The sequence below is a fragment of the Helicobacter sp. 13S00482-2 genome (assembly GCF_002272795.1).
In the GTDB taxonomy this organism is placed as follows: domain Bacteria; phylum Campylobacterota; class Campylobacteria; order Campylobacterales; family Helicobacteraceae; genus Helicobacter_J.
In genome coordinates this window covers 1-22499 of record NZ_MLAT01000008.1, presented here as the reverse complement: position 1 = coordinate 22499, position 22499 = coordinate 1, and the positions used below count along the sequence as shown (strand labels likewise).

The 22499-nt window shown below is 33.0% G+C and carries 18 protein-coding genes and 1 pseudogene; 14 read left to right on the top strand and 5 right to left on the bottom strand.

Features of this window, described 5'->3' with window-relative positions; all coding sequences use genetic code 11:
• The first annotated feature begins 6 nt into the window (after nucleotides 1-6).
• From BKH42_RS05130 to BKH42_RS05080, 11 genes are all read left to right on the top strand, one after another.
• Entirely contained in the window at nucleotides 7-849 is an 843-nt protein-coding gene (locus BKH42_RS05130) for an SAF domain-containing protein (RefSeq protein ID WP_095295556.1), read from the top strand.
• Complete coding sequence (locus tag BKH42_RS05125; RefSeq protein ID WP_095295555.1) at nucleotides 827-2215, top strand: pilus assembly protein N-terminal domain-containing protein; 1389 nt, start codon at nucleotides 827-829, stop codon at nucleotides 2213-2215. Before BKH42_RS05130 ends, BKH42_RS05125 begins: the two co-directional genes overlap by 23 nt.
• 8 nt (nucleotides 2216-2223) lie before the next feature.
• Nucleotides 2224-3297: a hypothetical protein gene (locus tag BKH42_RS05120; protein ID WP_095295554.1), complete on the top strand. Its 1074-nt coding sequence runs from the start codon at nucleotides 2224-2226 to the stop codon at nucleotides 3295-3297.
• Nucleotides 3288-4604 carry a CpaF family protein gene (locus tag BKH42_RS05115; RefSeq protein ID WP_219349833.1) on the top strand — a complete coding sequence of 439 codons (1317 nt, stop codon included), beginning with the start codon at nucleotides 3288-3290 and terminating at the stop codon, nucleotides 4602-4604. Before BKH42_RS05120 ends, BKH42_RS05115 begins: the two co-directional genes overlap by 10 nt.
• On the top strand, nucleotides 4604-5512 hold the full coding sequence (locus BKH42_RS05110; RefSeq protein WP_180673988.1) for a type II secretion system F family protein: 909 nt from the start codon (nucleotides 4604-4606) through the stop codon (nucleotides 5510-5512). Before BKH42_RS05115 ends, BKH42_RS05110 begins: the two co-directional genes overlap by 1 nt.
• Nucleotides 5512-6357: a type II secretion system F family protein gene (locus tag BKH42_RS05105; RefSeq protein WP_095295552.1), complete on the top strand. Its 846-nt coding sequence runs from the start codon at nucleotides 5512-5514 to the stop codon at nucleotides 6355-6357. Before BKH42_RS05110 ends, BKH42_RS05105 begins: the two co-directional genes overlap by 1 nt.
• The gene (locus BKH42_RS05100) at nucleotides 6357-7079 is read left to right on the top strand and encodes a CDC27 family protein (RefSeq protein WP_095295551.1); all 723 of its coding nucleotides are present in this window, start codon (nucleotides 6357-6359) and stop codon (nucleotides 7077-7079) included. Before BKH42_RS05105 ends, BKH42_RS05100 begins: the two co-directional genes overlap by 1 nt.
• Nucleotides 7076-7615 carry a hypothetical protein gene (locus tag BKH42_RS05095; protein ID WP_095295550.1) on the top strand — a complete coding sequence of 180 codons (540 nt, stop codon included), beginning with the start codon at nucleotides 7076-7078 and terminating at the stop codon, nucleotides 7613-7615. The genes BKH42_RS05100 and BKH42_RS05095 overlap by 4 nt, the downstream gene beginning before the upstream one ends.
• Nucleotides 7596-8150, top strand: a complete 555-nt coding sequence (gene tadF, locus BKH42_RS05090) for a tight adherence pilus pseudopilin TadF (protein WP_180673986.1) — start codon at nucleotides 7596-7598, stop codon at nucleotides 8148-8150. Before BKH42_RS05095 ends, tadF begins: the two co-directional genes overlap by 20 nt.
• A 1-nt stretch (nucleotide 8151) precedes the next feature.
• Nucleotides 8152-9816, top strand: a complete 1665-nt coding sequence (locus BKH42_RS05085; protein WP_095295548.1) for a TadE/TadG family type IV pilus assembly protein — start codon at nucleotides 8152-8154, stop codon at nucleotides 9814-9816.
• Nucleotides 9817-9882: 66 nt separating this feature from the next.
• The gene (locus BKH42_RS05080; protein ID WP_095295547.1) at nucleotides 9883-14019 is read left to right on the top strand and encodes an autotransporter domain-containing protein; all 4137 of its coding nucleotides are present in this window, start codon (nucleotides 9883-9885) and stop codon (nucleotides 14017-14019) included.
• Between the two features lie 50 nt (nucleotides 14020-14069).
• On the opposite strand, the gene lepA is transcribed toward BKH42_RS05080, so the two are convergent.
• Entirely contained in the window at nucleotides 14070-15860 is a 1791-nt protein-coding gene (lepA, locus tag BKH42_RS05075) for a translation elongation factor 4 (RefSeq protein ID WP_095295604.1), read from the bottom strand.
• 171 nt (nucleotides 15861-16031) lie between these two features.
• Here lepA and BKH42_RS05070 point away from each other — a divergent pair, with 171 nt between their 5' ends.
• The 3 genes from BKH42_RS05070 (at nucleotide 16032) to BKH42_RS05060 (ending at nucleotide 18114) form a co-directional block, all read left to right on the top strand.
• The gene (locus tag BKH42_RS05070; protein ID WP_095295603.1) at nucleotides 16032-16667 is read left to right on the top strand and encodes an amino acid ABC transporter permease; all 636 of its coding nucleotides are present in this window, start codon (nucleotides 16032-16034) and stop codon (nucleotides 16665-16667) included.
• Between the two features lie 15 nt (nucleotides 16668-16682).
• Nucleotides 16683-17342 (top strand): amino acid ABC transporter permease, encoded by a 660-nt coding sequence (locus tag BKH42_RS05065; RefSeq protein ID WP_095295602.1) that lies wholly within the window; start codon nucleotides 16683-16685, stop codon nucleotides 17340-17342.
• Nucleotides 17343-17430: 88 nt separating this feature from the next.
• Nucleotides 17431-18114, top strand: a complete 684-nt coding sequence (locus BKH42_RS05060; protein ID WP_095295546.1) for an MqnA/MqnD/SBP family protein — start codon at nucleotides 17431-17433, stop codon at nucleotides 18112-18114.
• Between the two features lie 3 nt (nucleotides 18115-18117).
• On the opposite strand, the gene BKH42_RS05055 is transcribed toward BKH42_RS05060, so the two are convergent.
• The 4 genes and pseudogenes from BKH42_RS05055 to tyrS form a co-directional block, all read right to left on the bottom strand.
• Complete coding sequence (locus BKH42_RS05055; RefSeq protein ID WP_095295545.1) at nucleotides 18118-18978, bottom strand: hypothetical protein; 861 nt, start codon at nucleotides 18976-18978, stop codon at nucleotides 18118-18120.
• Between the two features lie 8 nt (nucleotides 18979-18986).
• Nucleotides 18987-20207, bottom strand: coding sequence for an N-acetylmuramoyl-L-alanine amidase (locus tag BKH42_RS05050; RefSeq protein ID WP_095295544.1), 1221 nt, complete (start codon nucleotides 20205-20207; stop codon nucleotides 18987-18989).
• 5 nt (nucleotides 20208-20212) lie between these two features.
• Complete coding sequence (locus BKH42_RS05045; RefSeq protein WP_095295543.1) at nucleotides 20213-21304, bottom strand: nitronate monooxygenase; 1092 nt, start codon at nucleotides 21302-21304, stop codon at nucleotides 20213-20215.
• Nucleotides 21305-21320: 16 nt separating this feature from the next.
• A pseudogene (gene tyrS, locus BKH42_RS05040) lies at nucleotides 21321-22370 on the bottom strand (tyrosine--tRNA ligase); the annotation flags it as partial.
• Nucleotides 22371-22499 lie beyond the last annotated feature (129 nt).

Here is a 22499-nt window from a genome sequence, read left to right as displayed (position 1 = left end):
TTTAAAATGAATAAAAAGATAATAATTATCATATCTATTCTAATTTTAATTGTTTCTATAATGGGATTATTGACATCTCAAGAAAATTCTTCAAATAAAAACTCCCAACCATTGCCCGTTATTAAAAAACTAACTTATTCTTTTTTAGTCACTTCAAGAGACTTGCATAAGGGAGAAATTATAGATGCAAGCGATGTTAATATCCAAACCATTGAAGATGATGAAGGTATGAATTGGGATGAACGCATTGTCAATAAAAATAAAGATTTCATCACCAACTCTATTGTCTTGAGAGATCTAAAAAAAGGCGATTATATTTCAAGTGAAGATGTCGCACGTCCTGGGAGCGAAACATATCATCAGCTCAAAGCCAATCCTAAAAAGGGATTATTTTCTTTTAGTTTTGAACTCAACAAACGAGAATATTTGATTCTCTCAAAGCTAAAGCCCAACGAAGTTGTAGATATCTATTTTAAATATGAAACTAGAAATAAAAAAAGTATTCCTGTTTTGCCAAAAAGAAATCCAAATCAATCATATTCTAGTGAAGGAAATGCAAATAGTAGCAATCTAGCATTAATGTTTTCAAATAAAAGAGTGTTATTTTTAGAGAAAATTCCTCCTATTTCCGAAGAACACCCAAACAAATCAAAACCCATCGCAAACCTCCAAGTTGAACTTTCTGAAGAAGAAATAAAACAGATTTATACCATCGAAGATCTAGGAATTTTCGTGATTTTTCCTGCAAGCAAAAAACAAAAAGAAGGCATCTCGACAGCAAATGTATTAACAAAAGATTTTATCAAAGAACTAAAAGGAGGGATTGATGCAAAAAGTGATTCTTACTAGGATTGTCTTTTTATGGATAGTTATTATGTGTTTTGGTCAAAGTGAAGAAATCATAATGCAGAAAGGAAAATCTAGAGTCTTTAGCACAACTTCAGATATTAGTGCGGTCTTCACTTCTGATCCTAAAATCGTTGATTATAAAATCATCAATCACAGAAAAGTTGTGATTTATGCCAACGATAATGGATTTGCGGATGTGAAAATATTTGGCAAAGAACCTTTGGTATCATTGAGTATTTCTGTAGATCCTTATGCAAAAGATCTAGATAAAATTGCCAAACTCATAGAAAGCAAATTACCTGATTCAACGATCAAAATCACAAAGTTAGGAATCCCTGGCGAACAAGGTTATATCATCACTGGAACAGTTCTAGATGAAGGTAGTCGTGACAGTGCTTATAATATGGCCGCTCTCGCACTAGGATTGGAACTAGAGAAAAAAGAAAAAGACGCAGTTTCTGCAGATAGAACATCCCAAAGAACCTCATCAGAAAATGATAAAGAAGATAATTCATTGGATTTTCTCACTCGCTATGAAACTCCTTTTCTCATTGATAAGTTAAAAATTGAACTTCCTAATCAAGTCAATGTTAAACTCATTGTGGCAGATATTGAAAAAAACCTTGTGGCTAAACTCGGCTTAGATTTTAATGCTGGAACTTATGTGATTCCACTCATCACAAATGGCGTATTAGGGCTTTCTCAATTCAATATGCTAGCCATAGTAGATGCATTCAAAGATGAGCAAATGGCAAAAATTCTAGCCGAGCCCAATTTATCAGTTCTAAGTGGTGAAAATGCTCAATTTAGTGTTACTGGACAATACACTCCCATTACAAATTCTGTAACTTACGGAGGTCAGCCTGTAAGTTCGCCTGGAACCGCAAAAGATTATGGTATCTCTCTAACCATACAACCAAAAGTCCAAAGCAATGAAAAAATCACTGTGCGTATTTCTCAAGAAGTGAGCAATATTCAAAGCATTATCGAAAAAAATGGTGCCAGTGCAGCCAATCTTAAAAAACGACGTGCAGAAAGTGTTTTTGAAGTTGGGAATGGTGAAAGTTTTATTATTGGAGGATTGCTTGATGAGCACGATAATGAAAATGTCAGATCGGTACCTTTTTTAGGAGATATACCCTTGATAGGAGCATTGTTTCGCAAAACAAGCATCACAAGATCAAAAACCGAACTCATCATTATTGCCACAGTCACATTAGCACGTCCTGTTAGCAAGGATATTTCTATTAGCACCTATCAGCCTAGAAGCGTTGCAGAATCTTTTTTTAATTTGCCCTTTCATAAGCTTCAAAACGATCAAGGAGAGATAAAAATGTTCTTTCAGAATATCGGCTTTGTGAAGTAGGAGGAAATATGTTCAAACCATTTATGAAACAAAATATTCAAAAAAATAATCAAGATGTTATGCTCATCATCTCTGAAAATTCCCATAATGCAGAGATTGTCTATAAACATTTATGCTTGAAAGGAATTGATAATTCTAAAATAATCTATAAAAATCCTCTAAAAATCACTGCTGATGACATCAAGTATAATATTCAAGCTGTTATTTTAGATGCAGGAAATCTTACAGGCACAATAGAGTATTGCAATTTAATACAAAGGATTTTTCCAAAAACCATTCCTTGTGTGATTTTGGGTGAAAATGATTCAATAAGAATTCACGAAGATTTTTTATCTTCAGGAATTTTTTACCTGAATTGGGAAACCCAACTTGATCAAATATATGAAAAAATATTTAATTTTTCTGAAAATATTCAAAACAAAAAATCAATCAAGATTAGTTTTTTGGGCACAAAAGGCGGTTGCGGAAATTCTTTTTTGAGTTATCAAATCGCTTTGATTATCTATCGAAGATTTCAATCTTTGATTTTGAATGTTCAGGGTTCAGAAAGCTCTTTTAACCTAGATCTTTTATCAGGAAAGGTCTTTGAAAAAGAGTGTATTAATAATGAAGTCTCCTTATACAAAGAATCCAAAGAAGAGGCATACAACTATCACAATCAAAAGCATTTTAAATTCAATTTTATCCTTTATGATCATTCCATTCAAGCAGCACAAAAAGAAATCATTGAAACAATTCTGAATGAATCTGATATTGCCATCCTGACTATCACGGGCGACATTGATTCACTTAGAAAAGCAAAGGAAGTTTTGAGAATCAATGAATTTCTAAAGAGTGTTCATCAAGGAAGCAAGAAAATCTATATTTGTTTCAACCACAATCACTTAAATCCAAAAAATAGTTTTCATATTTCAGATATAGAAGAACTCATACAAACTAAAATTGATGCGATGATTCCTTATCAAAATATAGACAAAGCTTCTCCCTCAACCCTAGCAAAAGCAAAAACACTCCAGGCCTTAGAGATACTAGCAGATAAACTCATTGGAGTTTCTAACACAAAGGCTAAAAAATGGTTCTAGATACACTGCTTACGCAGAAACAAAATATTTCAATTCGCTTCATACGCGAAAAAGTACTTTCAGAAATTGACATAGAAAAAGTAGAACAACTTATTGATAATCACGATATATTTCTGAAGGAAATCTTGAGGGTGATTCAAAAAGTTGCAACACAAAATCAAAAATACCTCTCTAAATATGAACTACAAATGATGGGTGAAATTATTTCTGATGAGATTATGGGATTAGGACCATTGCGTATTTTAATGGAAGATGAAGAAATCAGCGATATTTTAGTCAATGGAGCTGAGAATATCTACATTGAAAAGGGTGGAAAACTACAAAAAACTGATCGGAAATTTATAGATAACAATCAACTCACAGATATTGCAAAAAGATTAGTTGCAAAAATGGGTAGACGTATTGATGATGCACAGCCACTTGTTGATGCAAGGATGCCAGATGGAAGCCGTTTGAATGTCGTTATCAACCCAATAGCATTAGATGGAACTTCTATTTCTATTCGTAAGTTCAATAAAAGCTCTAAAACTCTAGAGGAACTCTCTACTTATGGCTCTATGAGCGAGGAAATAGCGGGAATTTTAATGATCGCTTCAAAATCTAGGTGCAATATCATAGTATCAGGTGGAACAGGATCAGGCAAGACAACCCTACTCAATGCACTATCTCATCATATCTCTGATGATGAAAGAATCATCACTCTTGAAGATGCGGCTGAATTAAAACTTCAACAACCTCATATTGTACGCCTAGAAACAAGGATGGCGGGAGTTGAAAATAGCGGACAAGTCACGATGAGAATGCTAGTTATCAATGCACTAAGGATGCGTCCTGATAGAATTATTGTAGGCGAGTGTCGTGGTGGCGAGGCATTTGAAATGCTTCAGGCTATGAATACTGGACATGATGGATCTATGACCACATTACATGCTAATAGTCCTTTTGATGCCATGTCTAGATTGGAAAATTTAGTGATGATGGCAGGTTTCAATCTGCCTATAGAGGCCATCAGACATAATATCGCTTCAGCTGTAAATATTATCGTTCAAATAGCACGCCTTAATGATGGAAGTAGAAAAGTTATCAAAATATCAGAGCTCACAGGAATTGAAGATGGGCAAATAAAACTCTATGATATTTTTGATTTTAAAGTTGATAAGAAACGCGATAAAAACGGCAAGATTCAAGGACATTATATCTTTAATCATCTACCTAAAAATTCTATTTTAGAAAAAAATGCAATGATGTTTGATATCTATCCTCAGCTTGAAAAAATCATACAAAAATCTCAATCAGGAATAAAATGATGAAACTAGTTTTTCTTCTATGTATTACATGTGCGATCATGCTTATTATCTACGTTATCATTTCTAGCATAAAAATGAAAAATGCAGTAGTTTTTATGGAGATGGTTGATGCACTCTATCCAGATCTAAAAAATCAAAAACATAAACTTTCTTTTAAAAAACTCATTTATCAAAAAATTATTTGGCATTTTAGAAATGTCTATACACAAGAAAATGGAATTTCACTGAAGGGATTCTTGATTATATGTATTTGTTCATTTTTATGTTTATTGTCCAATCATCTATTTTTGCAATTTAATCCCTTTTTGGCAATCATTATTGGAGTTTTCTTTGGGGGACATATTGCCAATATGTTGCATAATAAAGCCATTAAAAAGGATTTTGAAAAAAGCTTTCCTGAAGCTTTGGTTATTATCTCTGGAGCAGTGCAATCAGGAAATAACATCACTTTAGCACTGCAAGATTGTGCCAATTCGATGAATGGGGTATTAGCAAATGAATTTAAAACGATAGTCAAAAGTCTCAATATTGGAGATGATCCAAGCAAAGTTTTTGCCAATTCTTACAAAAGACTTCCTTTTGGAAATTATTATTTCTTTCTCACTTCGCTTTTAGTAAGCATTAAAAGTGGTGCGAAAATCAAAGAGGTGCTCTCTAGGCTTTCATCTAGCACTACCAAAGCAAAATCAATGGAAAAAAAGAAAAATGCCATTACATCTGAAGTAAGAATGAGCTCAAAAATCACTGCTGCAATTCCATTTGCCTTTCTATTTCTGATGAAATTCATTAGTCCTGATAATTTTGAATACATTATGCACGATCCATCAGGTCGTTATATTTTATATTATTTTCTCATAAGTGAGGGTATTGGGATGGCGATTATTTTATTTCTGATGAGGAAAATATAATGAGTGGATTTTATTTATTTTCTTTAATATTTAGTATTTTTACCTTCCTTTACATAATAAACGAAAATGCTAAAATGAAAAAAATCAGCTCATTACTTGATGGAACAGATGAAGTTGATAAAAATGATATTTTTATCAAAAATTCTCAAAAACATAAATCTCAAGAAATACTCGAAAAAACCGACAAGTTGTTGAAAAAAATCCGCCTATATGATGAAAATATTAGCCTGAAGATTTTTTCTAGCTTTGGTGTGTTCTTGTTTATTTATATTTGTAATATTATTTTTACACTCCAAATTTCCCAAGCCCTTCTTGGGATGATGGCTATCCTTATTATATCGGTGAGTTTTTTAGCTCCAAATTATTTACAAAAAATTATCATTGAATCAAGAATACAAAAAATAAGTCGTGATATTCCAATGTTTGTGGATTTATTGGCGATCTGCGTACAATCAGGGATGAATATAGAAGGGGCTATTAAGTTCTTAGAAAATAGTATAGGACAGATCAATAAAGGTTTTGCACCTTTTCTATCCCGCATTGTATTAAAAAGCGAAATAAGTGGTTTAGAGGTAGCGATTGATGAATTACAAAAGGAACTTCCTAGCACTGAAATCAGTATGATGTGCACTACACTCAAACAAAGTCTTAGATATGGAAGCGGGATTTATGAGAGCTTGATGAACCTCTCAATGGAAATAAGAGAGCTTGAATTATTAAAAACTGAAGAGGCGATTGGAAAACTCTCTGCAAAAATGAGTATTCCATTGATTTTATTCTTTATGTTTCCAGTGATCATTATCATTGCCGCACCAGGGGTAATGAAAGTTTTGAAAGGATTTTAATGAAAAATTTATTTATAATAATGGCTATCGTAATTGTATTCATAGGGTGTTCTTCCAAAAATCCCAATTTTTTTACAGATGAAATTTATCAAGAAAAAGTGCTCTTAGCAGCAAAAAACTATAAAGATCTCATCAAGATATACAGGGAAAAATTAGAGAAAAAAGACACTCCCAAAACTCGCCTCAAACTCGCACAATACTACTATGAGGCACAAGATTATCACTCAGTGTTTTATTATCTACACCCTCTAGTGGAAGCAAAAAGCTCTCCTGAGGCTTTACTCTTATATTCTAAAGCCCTAGAAATCATGGGCAATCACAAAGAAGCACTTGAAATGCTTGATATTCTCACAAATATAAATAAAAATATAGCCGAGGCCTACAATCTCAAGGGAATCATTTATGCCTCATTGAAAAAATTTGTTTTAGCAAAACAAAACTTTCTTCAAGCTAAGGAGTTATTTTTAAAAGACTCTATTATCAATACAAATCTAGCAATGATGGCGATTTTAGAGCAAAAATATCCTGAAGCAATCAACTATCTAATGCCTTTATACAAAAGAGGTTATAAAGATAGCAAAATAATCAATAATCTGATATTTGCACTCATTAAAGACAATAAATCAAATATTGCGTTGGAAATTATTCAAAAAGAAAATCTTTCAAAATCTCCTAGAAATTTTGTCCGCAATTTACAAAAAGTCAAAGCAAAAAATCTATGAAAAAATATCATTTATCTGCAAACTTCATAAGATCTCAAAAAGGAATCGCTACACTAGAATTTGCAATCTTGTTTTTACCCTTTTTTTTATTCATAATGAGCTTATTAGAAATAATGATTTTGATTTATCAAATAGCTATTATTGATTATATCACTACAAGTGCAGGAGAATATGCTGCGGCGACTAATCCAACGCAAGGATATGAAAAAAAATTTCAAGAGTATATTGACACACACAAAAACAATCTATTATTATTCACTGATGTAAAAAATTCACTCAAACCCTCCTTAAAATTTTGTCGCTCAATCACAGAATTGCAAAACAATAATTGTACTGGCAATGATATGGAAAACAAACTCATTGTCTATACCTTAAATTACAAAATAAATCCAATATTCAAAATACTCAGGATCTTTCAAATGCCAGAAAGTACAGTAAGCAAAGCTGTTTATTACAGCGAAAAAAGCGAATATGACCCAAGTAATGATAAAAATACAAATACTCAAAAGAATAAAAATGAAACCAACAAGAGCTGATTTTATTTATCAAAATACAGGTTCTGTGAGTATTGAGGCTTCAATCATATTTGGATTACTCATTATTTTAATCATACTCATTGGAGATATAGGAAAAGCACTCATCAATCAAGGAAAAATGGATAGGCTCAGTTATTCCCTAGTCTCTATTATCAGAGAAACTAGCTTGCATGGAAATACTCAAGAAATCACCCCTGAAAATGCTTCTAATCTCCATAAGATTCTAAAAAATCTAAGCTCAGATTTTCTAAAAGATTCTGATATATCGCTCAAACTTGAAGTGATGTATTTCTCCACCTTAAATACGCCTAAACCCCAAAAAGTGCTTGTGTATGATTTTGGAGATTCTAATTGTGAAACTCCAAACAAGATTGAAGAAAATACTAACTTAAGTGTCCAAACATCAGAAAAAAAATATCTTACACTTTATCGAGTTACAACTTGCATGAAACAAAAAACTAGCTTTTCACCTATCAAAAATCTTGTAGAAAAAATTATCAAGATTCAATCTTCAAGTATTGCATTAGGAAGATAAAATGAAAAAATTTTTAAATGATGAAAATGGAGTCATAGCACTTATAGTTGCTATTATTGCACCGCTAATCATTGTGCTTTTAGCACTTAGTTTTGATGGAAGTATTTTACTTTTAAAACAAGCTCGTCTTCAAGATGCCTTAAGAGAAGCTTCATTAGGGGCGAATGCGTTATCTGAGGAAGGAGAAAAACGAAAATTTATAGAATCTTATCTAAAGGCTTATTTCAACAAAAATATAGATTTTTCAAATATCTCTACCAAAACCACACAGATAAATACCAAAGACAATAAAGAACAAAGCAATACTGCAGAAATTATCGATTCTTATGCACAAATGTCTGCTCTAACCTACTTTAGCAAAAACCTTACCAAAGAAAAATCCACCACGCTCAAAGCAAAGGTTTCTATAGAACCCGCTAATGGAATTAATCCAAATGTAGATTATGTATTTGCAATGGATTTTTCCAACTCAATGCGAGCAAGTTTTTTTACAAAAACCTCTAAAATAGGATTTTGCAAACTTGATAGTCCTGATTATGATGAGGTTATTTGCAATAAACTCAAGGTTGGTGCAAATCGTGCTGAAGTGATGCAAGTGATAATTTTAAAAATTATTCAAAGCATCAATGCAAACCCTCATCATACTTCTAAGTTTGCTTTTTTGCCTTTTTATGCAGGTTCTCAAATAAAAAAATCCTTTAATTATAATCTAAATATTGGTGGCAAACAAACAGAACAAACCCAAGAGGCTTCTTACTATGTACTTCAAGTTACTTTTAAACCAGAATATGCTCTTTCAGATTACGACTTTTGGTCTGGAGTGATGCCTATTGGATCAGCAGTCATTGACAACCATCGTCTCACCTTTGATACTCCGCCATACTCTACCCACGAAGAACGATCTAATGCTATTGCACTGTTCAGGCGTTTTACTTCCCCAAAACAAAATCTTATCCATACGCACATAGAAGATAATCTTCCAAAAATTATCGATTATGAAGAAACTCTTAGAAATATGTTTGATCCAAAAAAAGTCTTTAGTTTTCGATTTTATGGATCCCAAGATTTTAACAGCTTGATACCAGAAGCTAGAATCAATGGAGTGGCTTATGATTATTATGGTGATAAAAAAAATATATTCAAAGAATCAATGCGAAAACTAGATATGAAATTTTATGAGCAAGGTTTTAAACAAATCACAGATCCTTACAGTGTGGATATTTTAAATCTAAAGCCTTTTGATTCAGAGAATGTAGGTGGAGGTCTCACACTTGTTTCTACGGCAATTCTAAGGGGAGCTGCGATGCTAGGAGAAGGAAAAAACAAACGCCGCGTTTTAGTCGTCATCACTGATGGCATTGATTCTGAAAGTGTTGGAAGTTCCTCTTCTGCTGAGAGTGATTTGCTGTATATGGAAAATAAATTATTCTCTATGGGAATGTGTGAAAAAATCCGTAATGAATATAAAGCCAAAGGTGTAAATGTGGATTTATTTTTTATCAATATTTCTCAAAAAAATGAATCCAAAAACACACTCAAGCAGTGGCAAAAATGTGCTGGTCAAAAAAATGCTGCGGTCGTAGAAAATATAGATGAATTCTTAAAAACATTCAAGCAATTTATTTTTGGAAACCAATTAGGGAGATTTGTCAATGTAGATAAATAAAATTCTAATTGATTTCTAAAAAATTTCAGTTGCAAAAATGCAATCAATACATCAAAAGGATATATTATGAATAAGGCTTTAAGTATTTTTCTATTAGGTGGTATAAGCACTGCTTTGCAAGGAACTCAAAGTGATCTATGTTCTACAAGCGATATTGCACCATCTTGCAAAATCCTTGCGAATGCAGGAGATGGTTATAGTAAAAAAGTTGGTGAAAATATTGAACAGATATTAATAAACAACAACAAATCTGTGGAACTCTCAAACATTGATACTATGATATTTTATTATACCTTGCCTTCTGATGATGGGAGCACTCCTAGCAGTCATCTCACCTTAAGAGGCTCAAAAATCAATCTTCCTGTTGATCAAAATTCACTCAGAAAAAGACAAAATTCAATAGGACCCTACTCTCATCTAAGACTCATAGCAAATAGTCCTGGTGATGGGGAAATCAATGGATTGCGTATTGGTATTGGAGATCAAAGCATTGCTCCATTAAATACAAATTTAAAGAATCAATATCTTCAATCAGGAAGCTTAGAAGTTTCTATGGAACAAAGTGGGGATTTAAAAATACAGGGATCTATTTATATGAGCAATGGTTCAAGTTTGAACGCAAATCTAAAAGGTAAAATCAATTTTAGTGCTAGGATGCAAAATTCAATCACTTACCCCAAAACAAGATATTACACAGGAGATGAAAGTGATGAAAATAGCTTTGCTTATGATTTTTATAATGACACTAGAGATGATTCAAAAGATGACACAACTCCCATCGCTCAAAATCTAAATCTGAATTTCACTTCAAATGGTTTTAATAACTCAGGATGGATATATGTTAGCGGTGCAGCAAGTAATGCCAACATTAATACAGGTGCAGATAATTTTGAAAATGGGGTTTTTGCTCAAAATCCTAACTACATAGAACATCATAGTGCCTCTATGGTTGATGCACTCAATAATGCTCCAGATAAAAACAATCAAGACAAATTATTTACCGAACAATTAAACTGGAAAGAAGGCCGTATTTCTGTTTTTGATTATGCAACACTTAATGTCACAGGAAATTTTATAAATGGAGCTTATGGAAGCATACTTCTTATAGATGGAGGGATTTTAAATATTACAGGAAATTTTATCAATGATGGTTATTTGTTTTCTGGAGCAATCAATCACAAAGATTTTGGCTATATCAATGTATCTGGAACAAGCGAACTAAAATCAAATACTCAAATTGCACTCATCACTAGAACAGATCAACCCATCATAGGCAATAAGGCATACTTAATACTTAGAAGTGAAGGAGGAATCACACTAAATTTTTCCCAAAATCAAAAAAACGATGGCACTTCAGATACTGCCGATAAATGGGACAATAATATCCATTTATTCAATGCTAGTAAAAATAATGGTGTGCTTGTTAATGTTTCAGAGTCTTATCTGAATTCTAATTTAATATTTGACCCCATACTCTCAAGCGATAAAAAAGAATTTTACCTCACTATTAAGCCTACACAACAAGCTAGAGCAAAAAGCGTGGAAGATCTTATTAAAGAAGCCTCTAATGAATTCTTAGAGCAAAACAAATTTCAAGAAAACAAAAAACTCTCTACAATGAAAAAAATAGCCTTACAAAAACTCCTAGAACAACAAACTATTAATGATCAAAAATTGCAAGAATATAAAAATATTGCAAATGCTGATTTTATGAATCAAAAACTCCAAGAAATTCAAAAAAACATTGATGAGCAAAACGAAAATTTAAAAAAACTAAAAGCAGCTTATGAGGCGGCTCAGGCAGAAAAACAAGAGGAGTTAAAAAATATTCCATTTAAAGATCAAGCTCCTATTAGAAAAAAATATAACTCTCATCCAGACATCAAAGCTTATGAAACGTTGCAAAGAAAAATTCAAGATCAACAATACATGCTAGAAGATATTCAAGATGTCCTCTCAAAAAAAGCTAGTCAAGAAGAAAAAATCGCAAAACTGCAAGAAATCAAAAATAAATATGAATCCTCTTCTAGCTACAATCCGAATTTATTAGAGAAAATATATAAAGCGGCTGATTTATACATAACTACACTAGATAATTCAATGAGAGATACCATACAAGGATTAAAATTCTTTTCTACACAAGAACAAATCGATAACCTAAGAATTCAGTACAATGCCAATCAAAACAAACAATACGCAACTTTTGAAGAGTTTTTAAGATCTTACGCAGAAACAAACATAGAAAATATGCTCCAATCATTAGGAAAGAACAAGGATGAATTAAAGCAGATAACAAAAAAATATAACTCCATTATTGATGAAGAATACAATAATTTTGAGGAACTCATCAAAGAATTCAGGATCAAACGCGATCAATACAAAAGTGAAAAAACACAAAAACAAGCTGAACTGAGTGTGAATAAAAGAGCTGCTGAGGCCGATTTTAACGCTATCGTCGATATGATTAAAAACATACCTTCCCCTGAGCTAAAAAACCTACAAGAAGAACTTGCCAAAAAGGAGCAGGAATTAAATATCAGTGCAAATTATCAAGAACTAATAAAAAAACAAAATGAAGTAGAAAAATATTCTGATGAATGGTATGAGGCTTATGACGCACTGAAAGAACTAGCAGAATACAAAGCTATTGAGAAACTTAAAAGTAGCATCAGTAAAGCCAAAAATGAGCAAGCACGCAAAAAATTTACTCCTGAAGATATACTCAATGCAGATGAATCCACCTTAAAAGAATATGCAGACGCACTCAATGGTTGGGCAAAAGAAGGTGAGTCTCATAACAACATCACTCCAGAAAAACTCAGAGAATACGCACAAGCACTTGCAGATGCAAATCTAGCCCTTAATGGAGACTATAAAAAAGGTATCAAATCTGGGGCAACGCTCCTAAATGAGATTCTACAAAAAAAACTATCTAAACTAGGTCAAGAAACTATTGCCAAGCTAGAAGAAATGGTTCTAAAAATTGAAAAAATCCGTGATAAAAAAGAAGAATTTATCAACACGCTATTAGCTGCAAAAAATAAGGATGCAAAAACAAAACGAAAAATGAATATTTTAAATGGTATCAAAAATCTATCTGATGAACTAGCAACTTCAGTGATCGCACATATTAAAGATGAAGATACGCTTGAAAATATTGTGAATGCAGTAGAAGAAAATATCAACAATCTTTCAACTCAAAGCAGAAACAACTCCATTGCTAAAACAGTTAATCTGATATCTTCTACTCTCACACAAAACAGGCTGACCCTCCAAAGCAATCCTTTCAATACTAATAATGCAATCTCTAAGGCCATTTTTGAACTCTCTAAAAAACGATATGCTATGGATGAAAGTATCCAAATAGATGCTTTTGATGCACTTCAAGAAGTTTTTAGTGAAGAAAAACAACAAACAATGGATATTTGGGCATCCGTGATTGGAGGATATGCACAAGCTGATGGTAACTCAATCATTTATGGAGGTAGCGTGGGTTATGATGCCATCATAGGCGAATCCCTGATTATGGGGATTTTTGGAACTTATGCTTATGCTAAAAGCAATAATGAAGGTAATATTACAGCCAAATCCCATAACGCTCAAATCGGGTTATATTCAAGATTTTTCAGTCATTATCACGAAATAGATATAAACATCTCCCATAATGTTGGCTTTGTGAATCAAAATCGAATAATGAAAATTTTAAGCGTTACTTCTACTCAAACTTCAGATTATATCAACCAATCTAGCAATATAGGAATTACCTATGGATACACTTTTGCTATAGGCGAAGATAGTAATTTTTATATCAAGCCATTAGGAGGATTGAATGCGACTTACAATATTTTGGGAAACTATGAAGAAAAGGGATTAAAATTTGAACAAAAAGGTGCTGGACATTTCACTCTCAATACTAATTTTGCACTAGAATTTCGAAAATATTTCAAAAATGGTGGGTATTTTTACCTCATACCAGGAGTGGATTATCTTTCTTATAATAGTCAAAAAAATATCACTTATAAACTAGGAGGAGTAGAAATTATCTCTGAGCTAGAACAAAATAATAAAATCTACTATACAATGATGGCTGGAGGAGAGTTCAAAATAAACAAAAGTCTCTTTGGTTTTGGTTCTTTAGGTGCAAAAATTGCCTCTGGGGAACAATACTACAACGGATCTGCAGGGATTAGATATAAATTTTAGTCCTTAGGCAAACTTTTACAAACCCTCCACTTTGGAGGGTAAAAGCATATTTAATCTATTTTCAATACCGCCAAAAAAGCCTCTTGTGGAAGTTCTACCTTGCCAATGGCTTTCATTCTCTTTTTACCTTCTTTTTGTTTTTCTAAGAGCTTTCGTTTCCTAGTAATATCCCCACCATAACACTTTGCAGTCACATTTTTACCCATTGATTTAACAGTTTCACGAGCAATAACCTTATTTCCAACACTCGCTTGAATAGCAACTTCAAAAAGCTGTCTTGGAATGATTTCTTTCATTGACTCTACTAGTGCCCTACCTTTTTCATAAGATTTGTCCTTATCCACAATCACACTCAGTGCATCTACAACCTCACCTGCAACCCTAATATCCAACTTGACCAAATTGCCTTCTCTAGATTCAATGGGCTCATAATCAAAACTTGCATAACCTTTTGTGCAAGATTTGAGCTTATCGTAAAAATCCATCACAATCTCATTGCTAGGCAAGGCATATACTAGCAAAACTCGCGATTGTGTGAGATATTCCATTTTTTCTTGCACTCCCCTTCGGTTACTTAAAAGAGTGATGATATTGCCCAAATAATCACTTGGAGTGATGATTGATGCCCTAACATATGGCTCCTCTATTTTATCTATTTTTTGCTCAGGAGGAAGCTCACTTGGATTTTGAACAAATACCTTACTTCCGTCTGTAAGAGTAACTTCGTAGATAACAGTTGGAGCAGTAGCGATAAGATCAAGTGAAAATTCTCTCTCTAATCTTTCTTTTACGACCTCCATATGCAATAACCCTAAAAAACCAACCCGAAACCCAAAACCTAACGCAACACTAGTCTCTGGTTCAAAGCTAAGGGCTGAATCATTCATTTTAAGTTTATTGAGTGCATCTCTTAGTTCTTCAAACCTATCTGTATCAATAGGATAAATTCCTGCAAAAACAAACGGTTTAGCAGGAATAAAACCTTCTATGGGTTTAGATACTGGTTTTTTTGCATCTGTGATGGTATCGCCAACTGCCATGTCTGTAACATTTTTCAAACCAAGTGAGATGATTCCAATCTCTCCACAGTTTATTTCTTTTGTAGGTATTTTATGGACTGGATGAGGGTAATATAACCCTAAAACTTCATGTCTCTTCCCTGTACTCATCACAAGAACCTCTTGACCCACTTTAATAGAACCATCTTTTAAACGCACTAAAGCCAAAGCTCCCAAATAATTATCAAACCAAGAATCATAAATCAAAGCTTTTGTAGGGGCATTTTGATCTCCATTTGGTGGAGGAATCTGAACCACAATTCTCTGTAATAATTCTTTGATACCTAGCCCACTTTTGGCACTCACACATAATGCATCTGTGCACTCAATCCCAATAGTTTCTTCAATATCTTCAGCCACAGCTATAGGATCGGCAGCTGGAAGATCAATTTTATTAATAACAGGAATGATTTCAAGATTATTTTCTAGTGCGATATATACATTAGCAATCGTTTGAGCTTCGACACCTTGAGAAGCATCTACTACTAGTAATGCACCCTCACAAGAACCAAGTGATCGTGAGACTTCATAACTAAAATCAACATGACCAGGAGTGTCAATGAGATTCAAAATATACTCTTGTTTATCTAAAACATATTTCAATCTGACAGATTGTGCTTTTATCGTGATGCCACGTTCTTTTTCAATATCCATAGTATCCATGATCTGACTAGTCATCTCTCGTTCGCTCACACCCCCACACTCTTGAATCAATCTATCGGCCAATGTGCTTTTACCATGGTCAATATGAGCAATAATAGAAAAATTTCGTATGTGTTGCATTTGAATCATTTATATCCATTTTTATTTTTATTGTATTGTATCAAATTATTCATTATAAGCTAGTTACACGTTATCGTGGCCATTGTTAAAATCTTAGCACCAAAATGAACTTATCTGTCATTGAAGATACAGTTTCACAAAAAGGAGATCGCATTGCTAGATTGGGATTTTATGATACATTCAATACCAGCATATACAAAAGGTTTATACCTGACTTTACAAATATCATTTTGGGGCATTTTATTTGCTTTGATAGTTGGTTTTATGGTTGCATTAACGCTTTATTATCAAATCAAATATATCAAAACTATTTCAAAAATTTACATTGAAATTTCACGCAACACGCCAATGTTGATTCATCTTTTTTTCTTATATTATGGACTTTCACAAATTGGTTTAAAACTTGAAGCCTATCAATGTGCGATTATCTCTGTGGCTTTTTTAGGTGGGAGCTATATGGCAGAGAGCTTCAGATCTGGCTTGCAAGCTATCAACAAAACACAAATTGATTCAGGAAAAAGTCTAGGATTAGGAAAGTTTAGTTTATTCTATCATGTTATATTGCCCCAGAGTCTTAGCATTTCTATTCCTTATCTTGGGGCTAATACTATTTTTCTACTCAAAGAAACTTCAGTAGTAAGTGCGGTTGCGTTAGTTGATGTGATGTTTGTGACAAGAGATTTTATTGGAACATATTATAAGACAGATGAGGCTTTGTTAATGTTGGTATTAAGCTATCTGATAGTTTTATTACCAATATCTGCATTGTTTGTTTTTCTAGAACATCAATACAAAAAAAGACTTTAAGGCGATAAAATGAGCATGATGTTTCTTTTTGAACCCACAACCATTTTGCGATTCTCGCACGGGATATTTATAACGCTTTATGTATCTGTTATTTCCATCATCATAGCAATTTTGGGAGGAACCTTAATGGGCATAATGATGACTTCTAAATCAATTTTAATAAATTTTCTATGCCGTTTTTATTTAGAAAGTATCCGTATCATACCTATTTTAGCGTGGCTATTTATTGTCTATTTTGGGTTCTCTACCTTCTTTGGAATACACATCAATGCATTAATGGCAAGCATTTTAGTCTTTGGGTTATGGGGAATTGCTGAAATGGGAGATCTCACCCGAGGAGCTTTAACATCCATTGCTTCAGTGCAAACTCAAAGTGCTAAAGCCATTGGTCTAAACAAAATCCAGATCGCCATTTTTGTGATTTTTCCACAAGCATTTCTGCGATTACTTCCTAGCTCCATCAATTTATTCACTCGAATGATAAAAACAACCTCTTTACTTGCCCTCATAGGCGTTATTGATCTGCTCAAAGTAGGCCAACAAATCATTGAAGCGAATATTTTAAAAATTCCTGATGCTAGTTTTTGGGTCTATGGAGCAATTTTTGCGATTTATTTTTTCCTGTGCTATCCTTTGTCTATTTTAAGCAAAAAACTAGAAGCAAAAACACTATGAATATTCAAAAAAATAATTTTGTTTCATTAGATATGATAATTTTTAGGTAGAATAGTTTAGTTTTATTTGAATGAAAAGGTAATTATAAATGCGATTTGGGAAAATAGACTATCTTAATCTTGCTCCATTTGATGTATTTATCAAATCATACCCCACAACTTCTGGATTTAAAAAATTCTTGCAACTACACAAATCTTATCCATCTAGATTAAATAAAGATTTTTTGTTTAAAAGAATTGATGCGGGATTTATATCTTCTATTGCAGGATACCACTCTTGGCGAAAAAATAAAATCACCTCCTCAGGTATTATTGCCAAAGGAAGTGTTTGGAGCGTGATTGTAAAGCCAACCGCACAATCAGAAGATTACCAATCTGCGACTTCAAACGCACTATGCAAAGTCTTAGGATTAAAAGGTGAAGTTCTTATCGGGGATAGAGCTCTATCATATCGGTATCATAATGGAAAACACATTGATATGGGAAAGATATGGTATGAAAAAAAACATTTACCATTTATATTTGGAAGATTTTGTTATAACACTCATGGTGATTTTTATAAAAATCTCTCAGAAAAATTCAACCAAAAAAAGATTAAAATCCCCTATTATATTCTAAATGAGTACTCACAAAAAACTTCTATTCCAAAAAAATATATCTTAGAGTACCTAGAACATATCTATTATAAAATAGAATCAAAAGAGAGATTAGGATTAGAGAGATTTTATAGAGAACTTTTATTCAAAAAAATCAAAAAACCCTCACGGTTTTAGCAATCATTTTACATGAAAGTCTTTAGATAAACTCTTATACATCCATTCACCATACCAACCTAAAAATACTAGTAGATAAAATGCCTCTTTTGCATTGTAATAATCTTGTGCTTGCGAAATGATATTAGAACAAAGTAAGCATATCAAAATCCCTATGATCATAAGCAATATATTTGCATATTCATAATATCCAAAAAGCTCTTTATGCATTAAAAATACTCTTAAAAATAACACTAAACACAAACAAAAGATGAAAAAATCTACATACAAAAATGTATTTGATTTATCATAATATGCCTGAAAACCAGAGGCAAAGAGTGCTATGATACAAATATTGATAGAAGGACAGAAGAAATCAAGATACTTGCCAAATATATTTTTAGTATTAAGACCATAGCCAAAACCAAAAAATATCAGAGGCAAAATCACAAAAAAGATATAAACAAATCCAGAAATAACAATAGATTGAAAATTCTTGATCAGAATCTCACCAAAAGAGAGTCTTTCAAAGCCACTATCAGAGACAAATCCAAGTATAGTAAAATCAAGAGTTTTTTCAGTACTTAAACGAAAAGTCAATAAAAAAATAAATCCTATACAAAAAATCACACTCACAATACGTTGCAATAAGACATCTTTATCCCACCAAGTAGAAGCAATCAAGTAAAAAATGGACATTAAAATACCACAAAAACAAAAAAAGTCTATGATGCTATCATAAGCACGTTCATCATATGTAAGTATTAAAAATAATTGTGAAAAAATACTACTAAATTGAGAAACCAAAAGCGAAAGCACGGTGAAAACAAATAACAAGAAAAATATTGATGAAAAAACAACTTTATACATATTAATCTTGCTCATTTTTTTCCTTAATAATTTTTTGCAAAAAAACCTTCAATCCCATCGGCTATACCCTTTGCTAAAAATCTTTGATAACGTTTATCATCAATGCGTCGTGCCTCTATGGGATTTGAATTATAACCTATCTCAATCAACACAGAAGGCATTAGTGCTCCCGCAAGAACCCAAAAAGGTCCTTCTCTGACTCCTCCATCAACAACTCCTTGATAATTCTTCCTGAGTTCTTTTAAAATCCCAAATTGAATATCAATGGCAAGCTTATTGGAAGCAATAAGGCGATGTGAATTCAAGGAATTCAAAAAAGAAAATCGTGAAAAATAATTCATCACATCCACATCATCTTTATTTTCAAGTTCAGCAACTTTTCTAGCTCTCTCACTTCTTGCCGTGGATAAAAAATAGGTCTCTATGCCCTGTGGAGAATTGCTGGAATTTTTTGTAACAGAATTTGCATGAATGGATACAAAAAGATCTGCATTCTTCGCATTGGCAAAATCCGTACGTTCTTTAAGATTAATATAAATATCTTTATTTCGTGTCATATAGGTGATATAACCTCTTTTTTTCAACTCCTGATCTAAAAACTTTGCCACACTGAGCACAATGTTTTTTTCACAAACTTTTGTAATACCCATTGCACCACAATCTTTCCCACCATGTCCAGGATCAATAACAATTCTGTATTTGGTGATTGTTTTTGGTACATTAGAAATATTTTGCTCTTTAGTGGTGTTAGGAGTTTTAGAATGCGCTTGTGGGGGGGTTTTTATTTCAGAAGTTTGAGATCTCACCTTAGATGTTTCTAAAGTTCTTTTAGATGAATGAGTAGGCACTTTAAGTGGTTTTTTAGATACAGAGGAGTTTTTAGAAACTTCTGGGAGCTTATCAATGACGCTGATATAAAGATGCTTTTGCACAATTCTAGTCTGATAAGAGCTATCTTTATTTGTCTTAACAACAATACGAACAATTTGTGAATTATTTTGAGCGATAGATATTTGAGTTTTGTTAGAAAAATTATAGATCTTCTTTGGAGTGACCAAAATTGCCTCAATATCTAGAAAACTTCTAAAATCCTTGAGTGTGTGTTCTTTGATAACTAATTTAGAAATATCTTGATCAAAAGTTATGCGAACACTACTTGTTCCAAAAGGAATAATCTGAAGTATTTTAGGCTCTGAGGCCAATAAGAATCCCAATAAACATAAAATGCCAATCAGGACTCTCACACCCTCTACTCCTGTGTTAGCTCTTGCATGAGTTCTTTCACACTTATTATTTTATCAACACGATAACCATTAGCACCACTAAAATAAAGCCCCTCTTGTTTATCCCCTAAATGTCCTTTTCCTAGACTATCTGCAATACAATAACCGACCGCTTTTGCTTCTACTCCACGATGGCAGGGCGATACACAATTGCTCACACATCTCACTTTAGGAGCATTCCCTTCTTGAAGTCTTTGCAATACTCCAACATTAATCGCTCTAGCAGGATAACCGACAGGTGATTTAACGAGTTTGATATCATCTTTTTTAACCTGTGGTAAAATTTCAGCATAAGCTTTAGCATCACATTCTCTAGTACCTAAAAATCTAGTTCCCATCTGAACCCCACTAGCACCTAATGCGATCATTCTATCAATATCGGCTCTATCCCATATTCCTCCTGCAGCTATCACAGGAATCTCTCCCCATTGTTTTGCTTCATTAACGATATGAGGAACTAAATTCTCAAGCTGAAACTCTTCTTTAAAACAATCCTCATATTTAAAACCTTGATGCCCTCCACTGAGGGGACCTTCAACTATAATTGCATCAGGAACTCGTTGATAACGTTCTTCCCATCTTTTACATAAAATTCTCAATGCTTTCACTGAAGATACAATAGGCACAAGTGCTACTTCTGGAAAATTCTTTGTAAATTCGGGCATATTTGTAGGAAGTCCTGCACCTGTTACAATTATATTTGCACCTGCCTCACAAGCATCACGGACAACTCTCCCATACTCATTAATAGCATAAAGAATATTTGCTCCCAAAGCATTGTTTTGGCATATTTTTCTGGCATTTTTAAATATCTCATTCAAGGCACACTTAGAATAAAAATTGATTGCCTCAAAGGGCTTAGAATGCACTATTTTCTCAACAAACTGCATTTTTTTATAATAGCCCGTCCCAACAGCACTAATAATTCCTAGTGCACCCTCTTTAGATACATTTCCTGCCAACTCATCCCAACTAATACCAACTCCCATACCTCCCTGAAATATGGGATATTTAATAGTATGTTTTCCGATTTTTAAAGACCCTAGTGTCGTTTTCATTAATCCTTTCCCCTAGTTATATAATCACTGCTTTAATAAATTTTCTCTTACCTATTTGAACAATATAATCTCCACTCTCAAACCTATAGTCTTGATCTATAATTTTATCTTTATTTATTTTAAGAGCCCCTCCTTGAATATCACGTCTTGCTTGAGATGTTGAAGATGAAAGATTTGCTAATTTAAGCAATTCGCAAATCCAAATACCCTTTTCAAACTTCATTTCTAATATATCACTAGGCATTTCATCTTTTGTAAATACACTATCAAATTCATTTTTTGCTTTCATAGAACACTCTAAACCATGATATTTTTGCACAATTTCTAAAGCCAATTCTTCCTTGGCTTTTTTAGGATGGAAACTCCCAGAAACAACAGCATTCTTTAAATCATTCAATTCCTTGATGGTTTTTGTGCTTAAAAGCTCGTAATATTTCCACATCAGCTCATCTGAAATGCTCATTATTTTAGCATACATTGAGTTAGGATTTTCTGTAACCCCAATATAATTTCCTAAACTTTTACTCATCTTATTCACGCCATCAAGGCCTTCAAGCAAGGGGACAGTGAGGACTGATTGTTCTTTATTGATTCCAAATGCCCTTTGAAGTGTCCTACCTACAAGCAAATTGAATTTCTGATCATTTCCTCCAAGCTCAATATCACACTTCAATGCTACCGAGTCATAGCCCTGAAGAAGAGGGTACATAAATTCAATGATGCTAATAGGTCGTCCCTCTTTGTATCTTTTTTCAAAATCATCTCTCTCTAGCATTCTAGCCACAGAAAATTTTGATGTCAAATTAACGAGTCCCGATACTCCTAATTCGTTAATCCATTTGGAGTTAAAACAAATTTCTGTGTGTTTTGGATCAAGTATTTTAAAAACTTGCTCTTTATAGGTAACAGCATTTTGCTCTACTTGTTCTTTGCTGAGTTGTTTTCTGGTTTCATTTTTACCACTAGGATCGCCGATAGTGGCGGTAAAAAATCCCTTTTTAAACTTCCCAACCCCCCCCCCTTTTTTTAATGTTTCTATGTTTTTTATTAATACCTTATTCCCCAGGGGGAAAATAGGGGGGGGTGGGGCTAAAACCCCCTTTTTCGTAAATATTTTTTTTCTTTTTTAAAAATTTTTTTTCAAAAAAATGATATTTTTTCAACCTTTTAAAATAACCCAACCTCTTGCAATTCC